Annotated in this window: 19 protein-coding genes; 11 read left to right on the top strand and 8 right to left on the bottom strand. The window is 63.2% G+C overall.

Features of this window, described 5'->3' with window-relative positions; genetic code table 11:
• The first annotated feature begins 1 nt into the window (after window position 1).
• Window positions 2–949 carry an NAD(P)H-dependent flavin oxidoreductase gene (locus tag ACNJYA_RS25130; protein ID WP_439400905.1) on the top strand — a complete coding sequence of 316 codons (948 nt, stop codon included), beginning with the start codon at window positions 2–4 and terminating at the stop codon, window positions 947–949.
• Window positions 950–1655: 706 nt separating this feature from the next.
• Here the strand turns inward: ACNJYA_RS25130 and ACNJYA_RS25125 are convergent.
• On the bottom strand, window positions 1656–1844 hold the full coding sequence (locus ACNJYA_RS25125; protein WP_172784347.1) for a hypothetical protein: 189 nt from the start codon (window positions 1842–1844) through the stop codon (window positions 1656–1658).
• Between the two features lie 288 nt (window positions 1845–2132).
• Between ACNJYA_RS25125 and ACNJYA_RS25120 the strand changes: the two genes are divergently transcribed.
• The 3 genes from ACNJYA_RS25120 (at window position 2133) to ACNJYA_RS25110 (ending at window position 5089) form a co-directional block, all read left to right on the top strand.
• Complete coding sequence (locus tag ACNJYA_RS25120) at window positions 2133–2663, top strand: hypothetical protein (protein WP_439400904.1); 531 nt, start codon at window positions 2133–2135, stop codon at window positions 2661–2663.
• Window positions 2664–2907: 244 nt separating this feature from the next.
• Window positions 2908–3885, top strand: a complete 978-nt coding sequence (locus ACNJYA_RS25115; RefSeq protein ID WP_439400903.1) for an ABC transporter substrate-binding protein — start codon at window positions 2908–2910, stop codon at window positions 3883–3885.
• Window positions 3886–4108: 223 nt separating this feature from the next.
• Entirely contained in the window at window positions 4109–5089 is a 981-nt protein-coding gene (locus ACNJYA_RS25110; RefSeq protein WP_439400902.1) for an ABC transporter substrate-binding protein, read from the top strand.
• Window positions 5090–5239: 150 nt separating this feature from the next.
• Here the strand turns inward: ACNJYA_RS25110 and ACNJYA_RS25105 are convergent, their stop codons facing one another.
• Window positions 5240–6136 (bottom strand): LysR family transcriptional regulator, encoded by an 897-nt coding sequence (locus tag ACNJYA_RS25105; RefSeq protein WP_439400901.1) that lies wholly within the window; start codon window positions 6134–6136, stop codon window positions 5240–5242.
• Between the two features lie 93 nt (window positions 6137–6229).
• Here ACNJYA_RS25105 and styA point away from each other — a divergent pair, with 93 nt between their 5' ends.
• From styA to ACNJYA_RS25090, 3 genes are all read left to right on the top strand, one after another.
• A complete protein-coding gene (gene styA / locus ACNJYA_RS25100) occupies window positions 6230–7480 on the top strand; it encodes a styrene monooxygenase subunit StyA (protein WP_439400900.1) in 1251 nt (416 codons plus the stop codon).
• A 70-nt stretch (window positions 7481–7550) separates the two neighbouring features.
• On the top strand, window positions 7551–7853 hold the full coding sequence (locus ACNJYA_RS25095) for an EthD family reductase (protein ID WP_439400899.1): 303 nt from the start codon (window positions 7551–7553) through the stop codon (window positions 7851–7853).
• Window positions 7853–8380 carry a flavin reductase family protein gene (locus ACNJYA_RS25090; RefSeq protein WP_439400898.1) on the top strand — a complete coding sequence of 176 codons (528 nt, stop codon included), beginning with the start codon at window positions 7853–7855 and terminating at the stop codon, window positions 8378–8380. Before ACNJYA_RS25095 ends, ACNJYA_RS25090 begins: the two co-directional genes overlap by 1 nt.
• Before the next feature lie 218 nt (window positions 8381–8598).
• Here ACNJYA_RS25090 and ACNJYA_RS25085 read toward each other — a convergent pair whose 3' ends face one another.
• Entirely contained in the window at window positions 8599–9510 is a 912-nt protein-coding gene (locus ACNJYA_RS25085) for an arginase family protein (RefSeq protein WP_439400897.1), read from the bottom strand.
• Window positions 9511–9735: 225 nt separating this feature from the next.
• On the opposite strand from ACNJYA_RS25085, the gene ACNJYA_RS25080 reads away from it, so the two are divergent.
• Window positions 9736–10710: a magnesium transporter CorA family protein gene (locus tag ACNJYA_RS25080; RefSeq protein ID WP_439400896.1), complete on the top strand. Its 975-nt coding sequence runs from the start codon at window positions 9736–9738 to the stop codon at window positions 10708–10710.
• 40 nt (window positions 10711–10750) lie between these two features.
• Here the strand turns inward: ACNJYA_RS25080 and ACNJYA_RS25075 are convergent, their stop codons facing one another.
• The gene (locus tag ACNJYA_RS25075) at window positions 10751–11377 is read right to left on the bottom strand and encodes an alpha/beta hydrolase (protein ID WP_439400895.1); all 627 of its coding nucleotides are present in this window, start codon (window positions 11375–11377) and stop codon (window positions 10751–10753) included.
• A complete protein-coding gene (locus ACNJYA_RS25070) occupies window positions 11374–12312 on the bottom strand; it encodes a ring-cleaving dioxygenase (protein WP_439400894.1) in 939 nt (312 codons plus the stop codon). The genes ACNJYA_RS25075 and ACNJYA_RS25070 overlap by 4 nt, the downstream gene beginning before the upstream one ends.
• A 128-nt stretch (window positions 12313–12440) precedes the next feature.
• Here ACNJYA_RS25070 and ACNJYA_RS25065 point away from each other — a divergent pair, with 128 nt between their 5' ends.
• Both ACNJYA_RS25065 and ACNJYA_RS25060 read left to right on the top strand, forming a co-directional pair.
• Window positions 12441–13364: a LysR family transcriptional regulator gene (locus ACNJYA_RS25065; RefSeq protein WP_172784358.1), complete on the top strand. Its 924-nt coding sequence runs from the start codon at window positions 12441–12443 to the stop codon at window positions 13362–13364.
• Between the two features lie 355 nt (window positions 13365–13719).
• Window positions 13720–14196, top strand: a complete 477-nt coding sequence (locus ACNJYA_RS25060; protein WP_172784359.1) for a hypothetical protein — start codon at window positions 13720–13722, stop codon at window positions 14194–14196.
• A gap of 192 nt (window positions 14197–14388) precedes the next feature.
• Here the strand turns inward: ACNJYA_RS25060 and ACNJYA_RS25055 are convergent, their stop codons facing one another.
• The 3 genes from ACNJYA_RS25055 to ACNJYA_RS25045 all read right to left on the bottom strand — a co-directional run bounded on the left by ACNJYA_RS25055 (window position 14389) and on the right by ACNJYA_RS25045 (window position 18601).
• Window positions 14389–14559, bottom strand: a complete 171-nt coding sequence (locus ACNJYA_RS25055) for a hypothetical protein (RefSeq protein ID WP_439400893.1) — start codon at window positions 14557–14559, stop codon at window positions 14389–14391.
• Window positions 14560–14867: 308 nt separating this feature from the next.
• Window positions 14868–17561, bottom strand: coding sequence for an ATP-binding protein (locus tag ACNJYA_RS25050; RefSeq protein ID WP_439400892.1), 2694 nt, complete (start codon window positions 17559–17561; stop codon window positions 14868–14870).
• Complete coding sequence (locus ACNJYA_RS25045) at window positions 17558–18601, bottom strand: ABC transporter substrate-binding protein (RefSeq protein WP_439400891.1); 1044 nt, start codon at window positions 18599–18601, stop codon at window positions 17558–17560. The genes ACNJYA_RS25050 and ACNJYA_RS25045 overlap by 4 nt, the downstream gene beginning before the upstream one ends.
• Window positions 18602–18889: 288 nt before the next feature.
• Between ACNJYA_RS25045 and ACNJYA_RS25040 the strand changes: the two genes are divergently transcribed.
• Window positions 18890–19627, top strand: coding sequence for a hypothetical protein (locus ACNJYA_RS25040; protein ID WP_271511377.1), 738 nt, complete (start codon window positions 18890–18892; stop codon window positions 19625–19627).
• The last annotated feature ends 14 nt before the right edge of the window (window positions 19628–19641 follow it).

The raw sequence follows: 19641 nt of genomic DNA, 5'->3' as shown, positions 1-19641 counted from the left end.
AATGGGCGGAGCGGTCGGTCCCGCTCTTGCTGCAGCAGTGAGCAATGCCGGTGGGCTGGGCACCTTGGCTTTATGGGGAGCGGACATACAAACGTTGCGTCGGCAAATTCGCGAAACTCAAGCCCTTACAAGCAAGCCATTCGCCGTCAATTTAAACCTAGAGTTCGCGCAAGAAGAGCGCCTTGACGCTTGCCTGCAGGAGCGCGTGCCGATTATCTCCTTCTTCTGGCGCGACCCTTCCGCGCTTGTGGCCCGTGCGAAGGCGGGCGGCGCTGTCGTACTTCATACGGTTGGCACCGCCGAGGACGCGCGCCGAGCAGTAGAATGCGGGGTTGACATCGTCGTTGCACAAGGATGGGAGGCAGGTGGCCATGTGCGTGGGAAGGTCGCGACGATGGCACTTGTACCCGCAGTGGTCGATGCTGTTGGCCGTGTCCCAGTCATAGCGGCGGGAGGCATTGCGGATGGTCGTGGACTTGCCGCTGCCTTGGCGCTCGGCGCTTCGGGGGTCTGGATCGGGACCCGTTTCCTCGCGAGCACTGAAGTGGAAATTCATCCCCACTATCGCGAGCGAATATTTCGAGCAACAGAAGACGATACCGTTTATCTCGAAGAGCTATTTGACATCGGATGGCCAAAGGCTCCTCACCGTGTATTGCGCAACAGCACTGTCGCGGCTTGGGAAGCCGCCGGGCGTCCAGTTTCGGGAAAGCGGCCGGGTGAGGGCGAGGTCGTCGCCACCTCGAAATCTCGTGGCCCAATCGTCCGTTATCGATCCTATACACCAGCAGCCGATGCCGAGGGTGACATCGATGCACTGTCGCTCTGGGCCGGGCAGAGCGTTGCGCTCGTCCATAAGACACAGCCTGCAGCGGAGATCGTGCAGGAGATTTTTGACGAAGCTCAGGCTGTCTTAGGTCGGCTAGCAACGCCCGTTAAGCCTCAGTGAATTGCCATGTCCGCTCCTAGCCCTTAGCCGAACCGGGCTGAGGCATTTGCTATGTCGGCTAAGGGAGCCAGAGCGGACGCGGGCTAGAGCTTGCCCGACCGCCGCTTGTGACCCGAAGCTGACCCAGGCCGGCTCTCCGGCGTGATCCTTATCGCTTTTGCTCACTAGGCTGAGGAACGACCTAACCGTTCCCTGGGTAGGAGCGGAACACTTGGACTGAACGTACATTAATCAGCATGAACGACCAATTCAGGAAATTTGGCGTCATGGGTATCGAGCGTATGCACTCGCCTCACTACTGGGAGATGCGAGCGGAGGAGTTTCGGGCGAAGGCGGACAACTGCGAGCATCCTGAGACAAGGAAAAGCTTGCGTAACGTCGCTAAGACCTATGAGGAACTCGCGCGCCGGGCGGAGCGGGTCCGCACCCTGCGAGACGTAGCAGAGCAGCCAGTTAGGAACTCCGGCAACTAGTGCGGCACTGCTTGTCTCGCCGCGCGTTGGTGGGCCGAGGGGCCGCTCGCCGGATTGGCTATCTTGATGGTGCGACCATGTAGTTGCCGCTGTTCAAACGTGGGCAGGGAAGCTTGCGCGATCATGGCCGGATTGAAGGGAAGAACCTGATCATTGACTACCGATCGCCTGTCGCGATTAGACCTACTCTCTGAGCGCCAGGTGCGAGACGCAGGCAAGGCTCGCCGATGCACCTACCTGTTAGACCAGTCCTGACGCTCTTGGATCGCGCGTTCCAACTTGGTGGCGAGCCCCAATAGGTTCGAGGAGAGATCAGCAAACAACTCCTTCTTCGACTGGTCGGCTGCGTGGCGTCTGCTGATAAGCGCGCACTCCTCCGCTTCGGTGAGGAGTTTTTCTAGGTGGGTTTGCATGTCGTGCATGGCTGTAGCCTTGCGGCACTAACGTGCTGGCGCCAGCGTGTCGCGGCACTGACGTCCCTCAATCTTCAATGAGCCGCCGGGTTGGCCGTTCCTAAAGCGAATGTGGGTATTGGCCAATTCGGCTCCTTTTGAGTAGTTCCTGGATAGTTCCGTGTGCGGAACGAAATAAACCGTTGGCCTTGTCTTCTTCTAAGCTCCACTTTGTTCCATCACTGAGTGGTCCGAGACCTCTATCGGTGTGTGTGAACGCCAGTTGCGCTCCGCTTAACTTACCAATGGAGCAGCGCCATGATAGAGCGCCGTCGCTTCAAGCAGAGCCATTCTCTCGAAGAACGGCTTCGTCAGGAAACCAATCGGCTGCGCGACGAGGCGAAGTCTCTGCCGCGCGGCCCCGAGCGCGAGCAACTTCCGCGGAAGGCCCGCCAGGCCGAAACCGGTTCGCATATGAGCGAGTGGTTGACCTCGCCCGGCAAACTCCGTCAGAAGGCGCGTACTGGTTTGGAAAACGCCACGCGCTTTCGGGACAAGGCCGCCGAAGCTTTACAGATGGCCGATCAAGTCGGCAATGAGTCTAGGCGCGAAACATTACAACATATCGCCAAGAGCTATAGCTCGGTCGCACAAGGTCTAGAAGATATCGCAAGTTCGGATGCCTATTCCAGCGGAATGAGACCTCCAATGTGCTCTGGGTGCGGGACTATCATGAAGTGGTCCCGCTCCCAATTGGTGAAAGATGGTCCGACAATGCGTCACGTTTTTCTTTGCGTCGCATGTGGAAGTAGTATCGAGACTGAAGCCGACATTGAGAGGTCGCGCTGACGGCGGGTCATTCCACCAGCACTTCCGCTGTTGGCCGCTAGCTGTTCTATCTCAAGCATCGGAATGTCGGCTGTTTCGGCCGAAACCCGACCAAGGTCGGGGAGCGCGGCGATACCCGCTTGTGGACAATGCGGACATTCGCTAGCAGGATCTAGAGCCGGTTGTTTGCCCCATTCTTGCTCGCCGTCTTGCCACAAAGTGGTAGGCTGCAGGCGCCGATGGTGTGGTTCCTAGCGGGGGCTCAATGAGGCGGCGGGAGTTCATCCTGGTGTTGGGAGCCGCGGTGGCCTTGCCGGCGACCGGCCTTGCGCAACAGAAGAAGGTCTTTCGCATCGGCTATCTAAGCGCCCCCACCCGGGAATCAGTCCAGCGTCCGCTCCAGGCGTTCTTGCGGAGGCTGCGCGAACTGGGTTGGGTTGAAGGCGAGAACTTCATCATTGAATATCGATGGGCTGAGGGAAACATCGACTGGTTGCCCGAGCTTGCAAGGGAGCTGGTGGCGCTCAACGTAGACCTGATCGTTGCACCGGCCACCTCAGCGGTCTTGGCAGCAAAAAACGCGACCAGCCGTATTCCGATCGTCATGACTTTCCCGACCGATCCCGTGAAGCTGGGACTCATTTCCAGCCTTAGCGAGCCCGGTGGAAACGTCACCGGGACGACCGCCTCGGTAGGGATGGAAATTATCGGCAAACTTCTGGAAATTCTGAAGCAGGCCGCTCCTCACATCACCGCAGTTGCGGTCCTTGGCAACCCGGCCGACGCGGGTCTTGCATTGCAGATGGAGGAGCTTCAGATCGCCGCGCACTCGTTGAACATTCGCCTTCAATTGTTCGAAGCGCGAGGTCCTGAAGAGTTTGATCATGCGTTTGCCGAGATGGCGCGGGCCCGCATGGATGGCCTTGCAATTATGACATCTCCTTTCACGCCCCATCGCGCCAAGCTCGCCGAACTTGCGATAGCGGCGCGATTGCCGGTCATAACCTTCCTCCGGGAGTTCACTGAGGCCGGCACCCTGATGAGCTATGGGGTGAACATGTCCGATTTCATCGGGCGTGCTGCGGTCTATGTGGACCGCATTCTCAAAGGCGCACGCCCCGCCGACCTCCCGGTGGAGCAGCCCACAAAGTTCGAACTGATGATCAACCTAAGAACCGCGAAAGCGATCGGCCTCTCCGTGCCGCCGGGGCTGCTTGCCCGCGCTGATGAGGTGATCGAATAGGGTCGCAATTGCTGCAGCGCATGGGTCCGCTGTCGGCCCATCGGCGAAGTGGTGGCACCTCGCCAGGAGGTTCGCTCACCGAGGCATAGCGGACCAGATTTGCTCACTTGAGTTCTTCGCACTTTGACCCAACTCGGACATCGGACCGCGGCGAAGCCGGTTTCATCCCTACCAAAACGCTGGCCTCAGTCATATGATGCCGTCGTCTGCGGTTGAGGTAGGTATGAGGCGCCGGGATTTGCTTGGTGCTCTTGCTGGTCTGGTGGCCGTGCGGCCGGTAACGGGCCGCGCGCAGCAATCCCCTCGATTGCCAACCATCGGGTTCTTGGGTCAGAGCACCCCTTCGGTCGAGCGCCAACGGCTTGCTGCATTCTTGAAGCGACTGAGTGAACTCGGATGGATCGAGGGGCGAACCGTCGCGATTGAGTATGCGTGGGGCGAAGGAAACAGTGAACGCTTCGCTAAATTTGCGACGGATTTCGTTCGGCTTAGAGTCGATGTCATTGTAACCTCGGGGACCGCAAACGTTATCGCGGCGATGCAGGCAACATCGGTTATTCCGATCGTGTTCGCGGTGGCGGGAGACCCAGTTGCAAACAAACTGGTTGCGAGTTTGGCGAAACCTGGCGGCAACGTCACGGGCCTCTCGACGGTAGCAACCGATCTTGCCGGCAAGCGCCTAGAACTTTTGCGCGAGGCCATGCCAAGTCTTCGGCGTTTGGCAGCTATTGGGAACATTGGCAATTCCTTGTCTGCACTGGAGCTTAGTGAGGTGCAAGCGGCGGCGGCGAGGCTTGGTCTTGAGACCGACATCCTCACAATTCGTCAAGCAGAGGACATCCCGTCTGCCTTCGAGGCGCTAAAAGGTGGTGCAGGGGCATTGTATATAGTTGCCGATCCGCTTGTGAATACCCACCGCGATCAGATCCAGACTTTAGCAATGGGAGCGCGACTGCCAACAATCTACAACGCCAGAGAGCACGTCGAAGCGGGTGGCCTCATGTCTTATGGGCCGAATTTTACGGATTTGTATCGCCGCGCTGCCGAATACGTCGACAGGATTTTGCGTGGAGCAAAACCCGCTAATCTTCCGGTGGAGCAGCCGGCCAAGTTCGACTTCGTCGTAAACTTGAGGACCGCCAAGGCCCTCGGCCTAGCTTTGCTGCCGTCGATGCTTGCCCGCGCCGATGAAGTGATCGAATAGAGCTGTTGTTTGCTGCGGTGCATGAGTCCGTTCATGGCCCATCGCTTCCGTTAGGGCGTAGCGACGAGTTGTCCGGAAACCGGGGTAAACCGGAAGCGCCCGACCGCTGGGCAAATCGAATGAGCCAGTTTCTGTGGGTGCCGAAAGCGATCATCCGAGTGCAAAGACGTCCGCACGTTCGATGATCAGATCGCGGAACAGTCGCGCCCGGTGTGACATCCATTGCGGGTCGGGATAGACGACATGCATGGGCAGCGGCGGCACGACGAAGTCGGGCAGCACATGGACGAGACGGCCGGCCGCGATGTGCTCGACGGTACACCAGTTCGGCAGCACGGCGACGCCGATCCCCTCCAATGCAGCCAACGTCATCACGTCCGCATCGTCGCAGGTCATCGCCGGCGCGATGTCCACGACGTAACGGCCGGTTTCGGATTCGAACGTCCACTGATTCTTCTGCGACAGGCGCGAGTAGGTGACGCAGGGCATGCGGCGCAGATGATCCGGCAGCGAGGGCACCTGATGACGCGCGAGCAGCGCGGGCGCCGCCACCAGCCGGCGTTTGATCGTGCCCACCCGCCGCGCCACCAACGAACTGGAATTGAGGCTGCCGATCCGTATCGCAAGCTCGGTCCCGGTTTCGATGAGGTCGACAAACTGTTCCGTAAAACTGACGTCCAGCCGGACATCAGGATAGCGACGGGTGTATTCGGCGAAGATCTCACGGAAGAAGAAGCGGCCGAACGACGTCGGCACCGTCATCCGCAACGTCCCTGACGGATTGCCGATCCGGCTCTGCGTCGGAGCGCCGGCGCTCTCGAGCAGCGCGACGATGTCCTTGGCGTACTTCAACACGCGGTCCGCTTCCGGGGTCGGCCGCACCTTGCGCGTGGTGCGCACGAACAGCCGGCAGCGAAACTCGGCTTCCAGCAGCGCGATCCGCTTGCTGATCGCCGGTTGCCCCAAACCGAGGTCGTCGGCGGCCTGGGTGAAGCTGCCTGCCTCCATCACCCGGATGAAGGTCTGCAGCGCCTCGATCCGGTCCATTCATTCCTCGCCGGAATTTATAATATTCTCACCATTCCATATACGGCATGGCTGGTCCGGTCTAGCCTTTCTCGCGTTCAGGGGAGGACACGAATGAGCAAATCGATCGGCATTCTCGGGGCCGGCATCGGCGGCCTGCATCTGGCACTCTACCTGCAGAAGCATGGCATCGCGGCAACCGTGCTGACGGACCGCGCCCCGGAGCAATATGCGGCGACACGGCTGATGAACACCGTCGCGCATCACAGCGTCACCATCGCGCGCGAGAACGAGCTCGGCGTGAACCACTGGGACGATCCCCAATTGGTCTATCACCACCACGATCATTACTTCAATTTCCCGGACGGTGGGCTCCTGTTCCGCGGTGCATTTCGGCGGCCGAGCCGCGCGGTGGATTATCGGATCTACTTGCCGGCACTGATGAAGGACTTCGAGGATCGTGGCGGTCGGATCGAATATGCCAGCATTCAGGATGACGACATCCCCGCGCTGGTCTCGCGCTTCGACCTTCTCGTCGTCTCCACCGGCAAAGGCGCCCTCGGGCGCATGTTCGCTCACCGGCCCGAACTCTCTCCGTACAGTCGGCCGCAGCGCCTGCTTTGCGTCGGCCTGTACGACGGCGTCGATCACGGCAGCCCGGATGGCGACGATCCGCGTGGCGTCACCCTGTCCGTCTCGCCCGGCCATGGCGAGATGATCGTCATTCCCACGCTGACCTTCGGCGGCATGAAAACGGCGCTGTTGATGGAAAACATTCCCGGCGGCGACATGGCCGACCTGGTCTCGCTCAGCTACGATGCCAACCCGGCAGCATTCCGCCAGACCCTTCTGGACAAGCTGGAAAAGCATCATCCGCACACCTACGACCGGATCGACACGCACCGCTTCGGGCTGGCCCAGCCGCTCGACCTGCTGCAAGGCGCGGTGGTGCCAACGGTGCGGCAGTCCTGGGTGGCTTTCGACGGCGACAAGCTTGCGATTGCCTTGGGCGACGTTCACTCCGTCGTCGATCCCTTGATGGGCCAGGGCGCCAACATGGCCTCATATGCGGCCTTCGAGCTCGGCAAGGCGATCGTCGAGGCGGTGGCATTCGATGCGCGCTTCGTCGAGGACGTCGACCGCGCACGCGAGAACCGCGTGCTTGCCGCTGCCCGCTGGACCAACATGATGTTGCAGCCGCCATCGGAAGCCATGGGCCGGCTGATTTTCGCCATGTCGCAGGACCGGGAGCTTTGCGACGAGTTCACCGAGAACTTCAACTATCCGGAGCGCCAGTGGGATCGTCTGGCGAGCGACAAGCGCATCCACGCCTGGATCGACAGAAGCGGCAGGATCGCCGCCTGACGGCGAACCGCCACACGGAAGCAGTCCTGCTCCCGGGCGGTTGGCTGAACCATGTCTGAGAGGAACGCCAATGCACTGCCTGACCGTTCTTTACCCGACGCCCGACGATCCAGCGGCCTTCAGGGGCTACTACGTCGACAAGCACGTCCCCCTCGCAGCGACACTGCCCGGTCTGGTGCGTCATCATTACGCTTTCCCCCACCGACTCGGACCGGGGGAGGCGCCTTTCTGCATCTTCCAGGCATTCTTCCCCGACGCTGCTGCGATGGAGGCGGCGCTCGGCTCAAGCATCGGCCGGAAGGTCGCAGCCGACGTGCCGAACTATTCGCCCAGGGGGGCGACGCTCTGCCATTTCAAGATCGAAGGCGCGTAATGGGCCATCATGCCGAACCGGCCGGTTTTCGGGCAGCCGCATCGCGGTTCGCGACGGGCATTACGGTCGTCGCAACCGTCGACCAGGATGGCGCGCCGCTCGGCATGACCGCCAACAGCTTCACGACCATTTCAGCGAATCCGCCGACTGTGCTTGTCTCTCTCATGCACGGGCGGACGTGGCAGGCTGTGGCCAAGTCCGGCATCTATTCGGTCAATGTCCTGCATGCGGAAGACGCTGCGCTGTGCGCGCACTTTGCCGGAAGGCCTTTGTTGCGCGACGCACCGCCGCTCGTCCCGCGCCAAGGATTTTTCGTGCTCCCGCAGGCAATCGCGCAGTTCGCCTGCGATGTGGTCCAATCGATCGATATCGCTGACCACACGCTCTTCATCGGCGAGGTGCGCTGGTGCCGACACGATGAGGGAGCGCCTCTCGCGTTCTACGCCAGCCGTCTTCGAAGGGGCGTGGGGATGGAAATCTCTTCCGCGGATAGTGTTGCCTATCCCGGTGACGGATGGTGGACCTAGATTTATGTTGTTGCGCCAGGAGCATTTGAGAGCCTTCGCTGCGGCCATCCTTCGAGACGCCCGCTTTGGCGGGCTCCTCAGGATGAGGACGGAGTGCGTGGCTGCAGTTCTAGCAGGCACCGACGCTGATGAGCCTCATCCTGAGGAGGCGCGTAAGCGCCGTCTCGAAGGACGAGGCGTGCGCACCGGTCGCCGCCACGATTCATATGCCGTAGCAGCTATACCTTCCGCCGCCGAACACAACCCAGTGCATTGCAGATGATCCGCGCGACCGCAATCGCTCCCAAATTCTGCACATCGCGCTCGGGAACGAATTCGACGACATCCAGGCCGACTATTCTGGACTTTGCCGCGACTCCCCGTATGAGATCGACCACGTCGAAATAGGACAGTCCGCCGGGCTGTGGGACGAGCACGCCCGGGATGACCGATGGATCGAGACCGTCGCAATCGATGGTCATCAGGCACTCGGCGTCATCCTCGATCGCGTCGAGCACGCTTGCGATCCCGTGATGCTGGACATGTCTTGCCGTGAATATCTTCGCGCCCCAGGCCTTTGCATCATCGAATTCGGCACGACCGGAGCCGCCGATGCCGCGCAAGCCGACCTGCACGATGCGCTTCACCCAGGGTAGTTCGCTGGCGCGCCGCATCGTGCTGGAGAAGGTATAGCCCGATCCGTTTCGCTGATCCCGCCAATCAAGATGGGCGTCGATCTGCACGATCGTCAGTCCCTTGCTGCCCTGGAATGCCTCGAAGAAAGGGATGGGGACGGAGTCATCACCGCCCAGCAGGATCGGAACGGCGCCAACCGAAAGAACGGCTTGCGCGGCTGCTCTGATCGCCTCACGGTTGCTCTGCGGAGTCATTGGGTCGGTCGGCACGTTTCCGCCGTCCAAGTCCCTCGTTTTGCTGGAATCGAGCAACTCGGCGTCCTGGTCAAAATCCCAACGGGTGAGATCGCTCTCGTAGTGACGCAGCGCGCGGCGGATGACGTCCGGCGCTTTTGCGGCATGGCTGGTCTGACCCGCAAGGTACGGGGTGGCATCCGACGCGCCGAACAGGATCGCGTCGGCCGCCGGCGGTGCGGTGGTCAAGTCGCAGGCCTCAACACCGAGGAAAGTCGTCATGTCGGGATGCACTACGCGTATCCATGGATCACCCGCGCGTTTGTTCAACGTGCATCGCTCGGCCGTGTTCCGGTCGGTATCTCCGATGTCCCCTGGAAGCATCGGTGAGCGGCGTGAATATTGCTGTCACGTAGAGGTCTTGAACGTTTGGAACTCTCATGCGTTAGTCCGCGGATGAGGGACATGCGCCATCCGGCATGACGATGCGGCCACGGAGTTCGGTTCTTGCTCAGGCTTTACAGGTGGCCGTCCGACGACTGGCACGGCATCGGCGCGGAAATGCCCTCTGAGATCATCTGGGCCGATCTCCTGAACGGCACCGACGAGGAAAAGCAGTTCGTCGAGCGGCTGCTCGGCATCCGCATTCCCTCGGAAGACTCGCTTAGCGAGATCGAGGCGTCGAGCCGCCTGATCTTTGATCGCGGCACGCTCTATCTCAGCTCGCCGGCGGTGCGGGTCACGGAGGCCAACGAGGCCGAGATCACGCCGGTGGGCTTCGTCATCGGTCCGCACGTGCTGATGACGGTGCGCTTTGCCGAGCTGCCGATCTTCGACGACATCGGCAAGCGCGTCGGCTCCGATGACAGCCTGGAGAACGGCATGTGCGTGTTCGTCAGCCTGCTCGAGGCCATGATCGATCGCGGTGCCGATGTCCTGGAGCATCTCGGCGCCAAGGTCGATCAGCTTTCGCGCGGGGTCTTCAAGGGCGGGCTGGTGCGCACCCAGCGCCCGGTGCGCTCCAGTCGCAGGATGCGGGAGGCCCTGGAGAATGTCGGCGAGCTGGCCGAGCGCCTCGCCAAGGCGCGCGATGTCCTGCTCGGGGTGGGCCGCATCGCCGCGTTTGCCGGCGACGTCGGCAGCGAGTGGATCACGGCGTCGTCGAAGAAGCGCCTCGAGGCCGTGTCCAAGGACGTCGTCTCGCTCAGCGACTACGAGACGCGATTATCGGACAAGATCCAGCTGCTGCTCGACGCCGTGCTCGGCTTCATCAACATCCAGCAGAACGAGCTGTTCAAGATCCTGACGATCGTGTCGGTCGTCGGCGTGCCGCCGACGATCATGGTCGGCATCTGGGGCATGAACTTCAAGCACATGCCCGAGCTGGACTGGAGCTTCGGCTATCCGCTGGCCTGGCTCGCGGTCATCGCCAGCGGCGTGCTGCCGCTGATCTGGTTCAAGCGGCGCGGCTGGTTCGAGTGATGGCAGCGGCGCATCGTTCGAACGATGCGCCGCTGCTTGATCATGCGGCTTTCGCGTCGGCCTTGCTGATCCAGTCGCGGGCGAGCGTCACGTCAGCCTGCGACAATTGATGGCCCGCCGGCAGCACCTTGTGGGTGACGCTCGCACCTGCCTGCGACAGCAGCGCGGCGAGCCGCGCCGAATTGCTCGCCGGCACGATTGGATCAGCCTGGCCCGAGAGCAGCAGTATCGGCTTGTTGCCAAGATCAGCCTTGGGCGGATCGGACAACGGCACCATCGCGCGCAGCAGGATCGCGCCTGCAAGCGCGTCCGGCTGCAGCAGCAACAGCGCCGCCGCGATGTTGGCGCCGTTGGAGAACCCGACCGCGATCGGCGCGGCGATGCCGTAGCGTTGCCGTGCCTCCGCGACGAAGTCGCCGAGTTCGTTCGCGCGACGGCGTACGTCCTCCTCGTCGAACACGCCTTCGGTGAGGCGGCGGAAGAAGCGCGGCATGCCGTGCTCGAGCACGCGGCCGCGTGGCGAGAGCAGGGCAGAGCCGGGCGAGATCATCTTGCCGAGGCCGAGCAGGTCGTTCTCGTCGCCGCCGGTGCCGTGCAACAGCAGCAGCGGAGGGGAGCCCGCGCTGGCCGCGGGCTCGAAACGATGGATGAATGCAGTCTCGGTCATGACACGGTCTCTTCCAGGCTAGGCAGCACGCCCTCGATCTGCTTGCGATGCTGCTCGAGGAAGCTCGGCAGCTTCAGGTCACGCCCCAGCGTCGCGACCGGCTCGTCGACGGCGAAGCCGGGGATGTCGGTCGCGATCTCGAACAGCACGCCGCCGGGCTCGCGGAAATAGATCGAGCGGAAGTAGTTGCGGTCGCGCTGCTCGGTCGGGTGCAGGCCGTGATTGCTCACGAGCTTTTGCGCCATCTGGCCCTGCTCGGCATCATCGGCCGCGCGGAAGGCGATGTGATGCACCGAGCCGCCGCCCTGGTGCCCGCGCAGGAAGCCCTTGGCTTCGTAGATGTCGACCACGCTGCCTTCGGCATCGCCCGGCGCCTTGAAGCGGATCACCGAGCCCTCGCGCCCGGTCTCCTTGAAGCCGAACACGTCGGTGAGGACGGCCGCCGTCTTCGCCGCGCTGTCGAGCAGCAGGGTCACGCCATGGAAGCCGCGGATCGCATGCTCGGCCGGCACGTCGCCATTGCTCCAGCCCGGCTCGTTCTCGGCACCGGGGACGCCGACCAGCGCGAGCGCCATGCCATCAGGATCGGTGAACGGCAGCACGGACTCGCCAAAACGCTTCTCCAGCGCCTCGTACGCGATGCCCTTCTCGGTGAAGCGCTGCGTCCAGTAGCCGAGCGAGCGTTGCGGCACGCGAAAGGCGGTCTGGTGGGTCTCGCCGACGCCGCGGCGCCCGGCCGAGACGCCGGCCCAGGGGAAGAAGGTCAGGATGGTGCCGGGACGGCCGGTCTCGTCGCCGTAATAGAAGTGATAGGTACCGGGATCGTCGAAATTGACCGTCTTCTTGACGAAGCGCAGGCCGAGATCCCGGGTGTAGAAGCCGAAATTGCGGATGGGATCGCCGGCAATCGCGGTGACATGGTGCAGTCCAGACATTGTCGTCCTCCAGATTCGGGGAGCGGTCTTGCTCTGGCCGGAAATATCGTTCCGCTTTGGATTGGAGACAATCCATGCAAATATGACGACTATGTCTACGATTTGGAAACAATCGGCGGGGCGACCCCTTGGATAAGCTCGGCAGCCTCCGGGCCTTCGTAAAGGTGGTGGAAAGCGGCAGCTTTGCCGAGGCCGGCCGGCAGCTGCGGCTGTCGCGCTCGGCGATCAGCAAGTACATCGCCGACCTCGAGGAGAGCCTCGGCGTCCAGCTCTTGAACCGCACCACAAGGCACGCGAGCCCGACCGAGAACGGCCAGCGCTATTTCGAGCGCGCGGTCGTGATCCTCTCGGAGATCGAGGCGGCGGACCAGGCGGTGACGCAGGCGCAATCGGCGCCGCGGGGGCTGCTCCGCGTCAACGCGCCGATGTCGTTCGGCACGATGCGGCTCGGGCCGGTGCTCGCCGATTTCATGGCGCTTTACCCGGAGCTTCAGCTCCAGATCGTGCTCAGCGACGATCTGCTCGATCCCGTGCAGGACGGCTTTGACGTGACGTTGCGGATCGCGGAGCTGGAATCGTCCAGCCTGATCGCGCGCAAGATCATGCCGGTGGCGCGCATGATCTGCGCCTCGCCGGATTACCTGGCGCGCCACGGCACGCCAAAACATCCGCAGGATCTGCGCGAGCATGCTTCGCTGACCTACGGCTTCCTGCTCACAGGCAATCAGTGGAAGCTCACAGGCAGCGACGGCGACCACTGGATCCAGCCGGCCTGGTCGCTCTGCGTCAACAACGCGGAGGTGCTGCGCGACGTCGCGATCAAGGGCCGGGGCCTGGCACTGCTGCCGGAGTTCATCGCCGCCGATGCGTTGCGGAAGGGCGAGCTGCGGACGGTGCTGGACAGCTATTCCGCACCGCCGCTAGCGCTCTATGCGGTCTATCCACCAACCCGGCACCTGTCAGTGAAGGTGCGGCTGCTCATCGATTTCCTGGTGGAGCGGTTTGGGCGGGAGGAGGACGAAGCCGGCGGGCGCAAAGCGACGACCCGCTAGAGGGAAGAGGTCAGTGGTCTTGCCGCAAAGCGCGAGACCGGTCGAGCTTGGGCCAGATGCCGAAGAGCGCCTTCGAAGCAGGTTTTGATCAGCTCGATCATGTCGCCCGTGTCGACTCAACTGAGAGTCCCGCATAGTTGGCTGGACACTATTATACCGCAGCGGAAACCTGAACTTTCTTCCGCTCGCTCGGACTCATACTTGCGTCCCGGCTTCGCGCCTTAGGACCAGAGAGCTTCAGCCGCTGCCGGGGCGTCGCCGAGGGCTGTCTTCCATGCCGCAGCGAAAAGCGGCGGCACGATGTGTAGCTCGCCGGCACTTCTCGACTTGATTTCAACAAGCGCAGGAGGAGCCTATGCGGAAGTCTCTCACCTTTCTCCTTTCCGGACTGGCATTGGCGGTCGCGGCGTCACCCGCCTTAGCCGGCGAGCGGGTGCTTGAGTTCAAGCTGATCACGAAGCCGATCGACCTCAAGGTCATCGAGGCCGCAAACGTCGAAGGACAGACGGTTGTGTCTGGTAAGTTCTTTGGGGTTGCCGTCTTCAGCGATGGCCGCATCGGAGTGAAAGAGTTCGTGAATACTTCGGACCTGCTTAAAGGGTCGGGTCCCTTCTTCGGCTATAGCACTTACACGTTCGAGGAGGGCTCGATCACGGCGCGCTACACTGGTTCGGCCAAAGATGGAAAATCAACGGGCGAATACACGATCCTATCGGGCACAGGTGCTTATGCGAACGCCACGGGTACGGGAACAATCGAAAGCGCGCCGAACCCGTTCAAAGGCGTCAACCTGCTAAATATAAAGCTCGTCGTTAAAACGTCGGGCTCATGACAGCGCAATGGTCACAGGTTTCCGGCACGAAGGAAGTTGATTCCTCGTGTGGGTGTTGGCCCGGCCGGCGGCACGTTGCTGGCCGGGCGACCCGCTCAAGACCCATTGGAGTCGGAAGATTGATCCTGTTGACCAGCTGACTGGAGACAGTCCGCAGCCCGGCCTCAGCGCTGATCTGCTGCGGCGACGGTGTCACGGGCGGGCGCCGTCGCCCCACGGGTCTTGATCGTAGGCCTGCAGGATGCGGACAAAATCAGCCATGCTGGATTGATCTGGGTGTTCGGCTTCGGCCGCAACCTGAGCATCGGATGCAGGCTGGCTCCCTTGCCAAAACCGCGTGAGGAGATTGGCGATGTTTCTCATGGCGTACTCTCAGCAGCCAAGTGTGACGGTCGACGCCAGGGTCTCGAAGCAGCATGCTGCCGCTCGATCAGGAGAAAGGCCGGTGGGCGCTACGCCACCGGACTTGTCCTGCAACTGCCGGCTCGCGGGGCCGGTTCCGTTGCGTTTCATTCTGCGTTGGTAGATAGCAAGAGCACCTGGTCATCGCCATTGTGCGGGGGTATGACGTGACCATACTGACGTAGGTCAGACGCCATGGCGAATTTGGCTGCTGTCGAGGGATAGCGGGCTCTGGCAAGCCGTCCGCTCTGCAGATTTATGGACTCGCGCTAGCCGAGCAAGCGCTGCTCGGCGGGGCGGAGCAGATCGTCAAGCGCGCTCATCGACGCTTCCCGCAGCGCGGCGAGTTCGCGAGCGGCACTCGGGCATTCCTGCAGCGGCATCGCGGGCGCGGCTTCCTCGACCTCGCGGCAGCGCTCGAACAGGCGGACGAGGCCGAGCGCGCTTGCCGCGCTGCCGAGCTGATGCGCGGATCGCGCGAGCTGCTTGTGATCGCCGGCCGCCGCGGCCGTGGCGATGTCGTCGATCAGTCGCTCGCCCGTCTGCTGGAGAAGCTGCTGGAGCTTGTCGATTTGCGTCGCGCCCAGCAGCTCCCGCTGGTCGTCGAGGAAAACCCGATCGATCAGTTCGTGGGCCGCGAGTTGCGCGGCTGCCGGCTCGACTGCCTGATCATCCTCGATCGCCTCGCGTAGCGCGTTGATCAGGATCGGCTTGCTCACGACCTTGGCGATGCCAGCGCCCGCGAGCCGATCGCGGGCACTGCGCGAGACGTCGGCGGTCACGGCGACGAGGCGCGGCATCTTGGCAAGACCGAGCTCGCCGATCCGCGAGGCCGCCTCGACGCCGTCCATGTCGGGCATGTGCAGGTCCATCAGGATGACGTCGAAGGCCTGATCGCGGGCGAGCTCGATGGCGGAGGCGCCGTTCCTCGCGATCGTGGCGTGGTGGCCGAGCCGGTGCAGGATGGCTGCGCCGACCTCGCAATTGACGGGGTCATCGTCGACCAGGAGCACGCGGAGCTGCCGCGACGGCGGCGCAAGCGCGCCTTGCGCTACGCTGTTGCCGGCAAGACCGAGCGGCACTTGGAGCGTGAACGTGCTGCCCGCGCCGGGCGCGCTCTCGACCTTGAGCTCGCCGCGCATCAGGCGGGTGAGGCGGCGCGCGATCGCAAGGCCAAGGCCGGTGCCGCCGAACCGCCGCGCGATGCTGTCGTCGGCCTGGACGAAATCCTCGAAGATCCGCTCGTGCAACTCGGGCGCGATGCCGATGCCGGTGTCGCGAACATTGATGCGCAGCAGGAGGTGATCGTCGCGCCGCTCGGCCGCCGCGCTCACGCCGATGCCGCCGCTCGGGGTGAACTTGATCGCGTTGCCGATCAGGTTGAGCAGGATGCGATTGAGCCTGACGGGATCGCCATGCGCGGCGACGTCGACCGTCGCATCGCAGGCGAGGTCGAAGCGCAGGCCCTTGTCCCGGGCTTGCGGGCGCATCAGGTCGACAGCGGCTTCGATGAGCTGGTCGAGACGGAAGTCGCGCGTCTCCAGAATTTCCGTGCTCGCTTCGAGGCGCGCATATTCCAGCACTGCATCGACCAGCGCGATCAGCGTTTGGCCCGACGCCGCCGCGGTGGCGAGGTGGCGGCGCTGGGCCTCGCTGAGGCTGCCGTCGTCCAACAATTGCAGGACCCCCATGACGCCGTTGAGCGGCGTGCGCAGCTCGTGGCTGACGACGGCCAGGAAGCGCGACTTGGTCTCGTTGGCCGCCACCGCCGCGCTGCGCGCGCGCTCGGCGGCGTCGTGCTCGGCGAGCGCGTGGTCGCGCGCCTTTTCCAGCTCGGAGGTGCGCTCGATCACCTTGCGCTCGAGCGTGGCGTAGGATTCGCGCAAATGCGCCGCCATGCGGTTGAACTGCTCGCCGAGCGCCTCCAGCTCGTCGCCGGTCTTGATCGCGAGCCGGGAGTTGAGGTCGCCGCTGCCGATCCGCTTGGCTCCTTGGGTCAGCAACTGGATCGGCACGGTCATGCGCCGGCTGAGAACCAGCGAGACCAACACCGCACCGGCCAGCAGGATGACGAGGAGGAAGGTCGAGCGGCCGATCGAGGCGTAGATCGGCGCGTAGGCTTCGGTGAGCGGCAGCTCGACGAACACCAGCCAGCCGAGCGAAGGCACTGTCGCATAGGTCGACAGCACCCGTTGGCCGGACAGATCCTCCTTGACGAGGCCGCCCGAAGGCGGCCCGACGCCGTCGAGCGCGGCGCGGACGTCGGCATGGCCGGAGAGATCGCTGCGCTGGAGCGCCCGCCACAAATCGGGATGCGCGATCAAGACGCCCTTGCGGTCGACCACATGGGCCTTGCCGGTGTTGCCGACCCTGATCCCGGCGACCAGGTCCCAGATGAAGCGCAGATTGACCTCGGCGACGATCACATCGGGAGCGCGGCCGGTGCCGCGCGTGGCGAGCGTCATGAACGGTTCGGTGTCGCCGAAGAAGTAGACCGGTCCGTAATAGGCCCGGCTGTCATTGGCGCCGCGGAAGGCGGGCGTCGTGGAGAGATCGATCTTGCTGCCGATCCTGTCTGCGACACGGCGCGACACACGCACCTGCTCGCGGCCCTGCGCGTCGAGCTGGGCGATCTCGGCGATCGCGGGCGAGAGGCGCAGGAGGCGGATGGCGTTCAGCCGCTCGTCCTCGTTGGTCGACAGCTCCGGCGGCAGGCGCGCAAGCCACCTGATCTGGTTCTCGATCTGGCCGATAAACTGGCCGATCTGGATCGCTGCGGAGGCGGCCTGCTCGCGCTGGGTCGCCGCCAGCAGCTGCTTCTGCTCGCGATAGGAGAACCAGACGTCGAAGCCGGTGTTGATGGCGAGCGCGGCAAAGGCGAGGGCGACGATCGAGTAGAGATATTTCCTGAACAACCGGCCGGGAGGCGTCCGCGAAGGTCCCTGGTCGACCGGCTCGTTCACTCGCGGATCTCGTCGGCGCGCGCGAGCAGCGTGAATGGGATCGTCAAGCCGAGCGTGCGGGCGACCGTGCGGTTGATCAAGAGCTCGTATTTGCGCGGCGATTGCACCGGAAGATCGCCGGCCTTGGTGCCGCGCAGGATGAGATCGACATAATCGGCCGAGCGCACCTCGAGCGTCGGTCCGTAGCTCATCAGCCCGCCGGCATCCATGAAGTAATGGAACGGATAGATCATGGGCACGCGGTATTTGGCGGCTGCCGTGACGACCGCCTGCCGGTTGACCACGAGAAAGCTGTCGACCAGCGCAAGCATCGCCGCCTTGGGCGATTCGGAGAAGCGCCTGATGGCGTCATCGATCTCCGTCGGCGCGTTGACGGGGGCGGGCACCGCGGACACGCCGGACACTGCGGCCTCCTGCTCGATCGAGTCGAGAAAGAAGCGCCCGCCGCGCGGTGTGGTCGCCGGGTTGAACAGGACGCCGACGCGCGCGACGTCGGGCACGGCCTCGCGGATCAGCTGGAGCCATTTGCCGCCCATCTCGGCGGTGCTGTTGGTGAAGCCGGTGACGTTGCCGCCGGGATGCGCCAGGCTTTCGACGAAGCCGTTGCCGACCGGATCGTTGGCGGTCGCAAACACGACCGGGATGGTCTTGGTGGCGGCAAGCACGGCGGCGGTCTCGACCGTCGACCCGGTCAGGATCACGTCCGGCCTGAGGTCGAGCAATTCCTGGACCGCCGTCTTCAGCCTGTCCGGTGCGCCGAAGGTCGAACGAAGCTTGAGGCGGAAGTTGACGCCTTCAACCCAGCCGCGCTGGCGCAAGCCGGCGACGAGGTTGCCCAGGCGAGAGCTCGCGCTGTCGATCATGCCGCGTCTGGTCAGCTCGTCGTCGAGCGGCAATGCGGTGAGCGAGGCGACGATCCGCATGCGATCGGTCGTTGCGCCGAGCGCGATCCAGCCCGCGACCGATGCACCTGCAAGGCGAAGGACATCGCGGCGGGCAACCGCCGGCACAGTGTGGGCAGGAGCGCGCCGCTCGATCATGAAATGCTTCGCAAGATTTTCCCCAGGCGGTTGCATAACGCGAAAGGCTGGTGACCACAATTGATCAAAAAATGCGCTTGTGAATGTTCATTCGCAGCGTTTGGCAGCCCGATACCGTATGCCTTTGCTGCCAAGGAGTCGCTGTTTCGAATCTCGTCTTCTCCGTGACGCTTGTAACGCCTTGCGGCGCTGCAACAATTTCCGTCCGGCTGCGACGACGGCTCGGGGAAGCCGGTTTCGCTGCTGCTGATTTTTGAAGCGTTGTTTCAGGTTTTTCGAAGGTTTTCGATGCGCAGAATCTATCTCATTCCGGCCCTCGTCGGCCTGCTCACCTCCGTTGCAGTCGGGCCGGTCGCGGCCCAGGGCGCCGTGCCGAAGCAGAAGGCGGCGCCGGCGCCCAAGGCCAGTGCTGCCGGAACGCCGGTTGCTGCCGGTGCGACATCTGCGGTTGCAGCCGAGACGCCAGTCGCCGACGACAAGATCAAGGCGATCGATGGCTTCCGCTCGGCCAAGTTCGGCATGAACGAGGCCGACGTGCGCGCGGCGATGACCAAGGATTTCAACGCCAAGCCCGACGCCATCAGGTCACAGGACAACGCGTCCGAGCTGACGCACAGCATTCTGCTGTCCGTTCCGGAGCTGCTGCCGAACGGCGGCACCGCCGAGCTCTCCTACGTGCTCGGCTACAAGTCGAAGTCGCTGATCCAGGTCGGCGCGGTCTGGTCGAAGGGGACCGACACCGCGATGACGCCGGAGAAGCTGTTCTCCAACGCCAACATCCTGCGCGCCCATTTCATGGGCGAGGGCTTCAAGCCCGACTCCATCGCGGTCAACATGCCCGTCGCCGGCGGCATCGTCATGTTCCGCGGCAGCGACGCCAAGGATCGCTCGGTGATCCTGCTGCTCCAGGGCACGTTCGAGACCAAGGAGAACAACCGCGTGCTGACGCCGACCAGCCTGCTGCTGTTCTACGTCGCCGACGCCAAGAGCCCCGACATCTTCAAGCTTCCGCCCGGCCAGTTCTGATGGCGGACCATCGC

It is taken from the genome of Bradyrhizobium sp. BLXBL-01 (assembly GCF_051853025.1).
Classification (GTDB): domain Bacteria; phylum Pseudomonadota; class Alphaproteobacteria; order Rhizobiales; family Xanthobacteraceae; genus Bradyrhizobium.
This window is presented reverse-complemented; position numbering and strand designations above follow the sequence as displayed.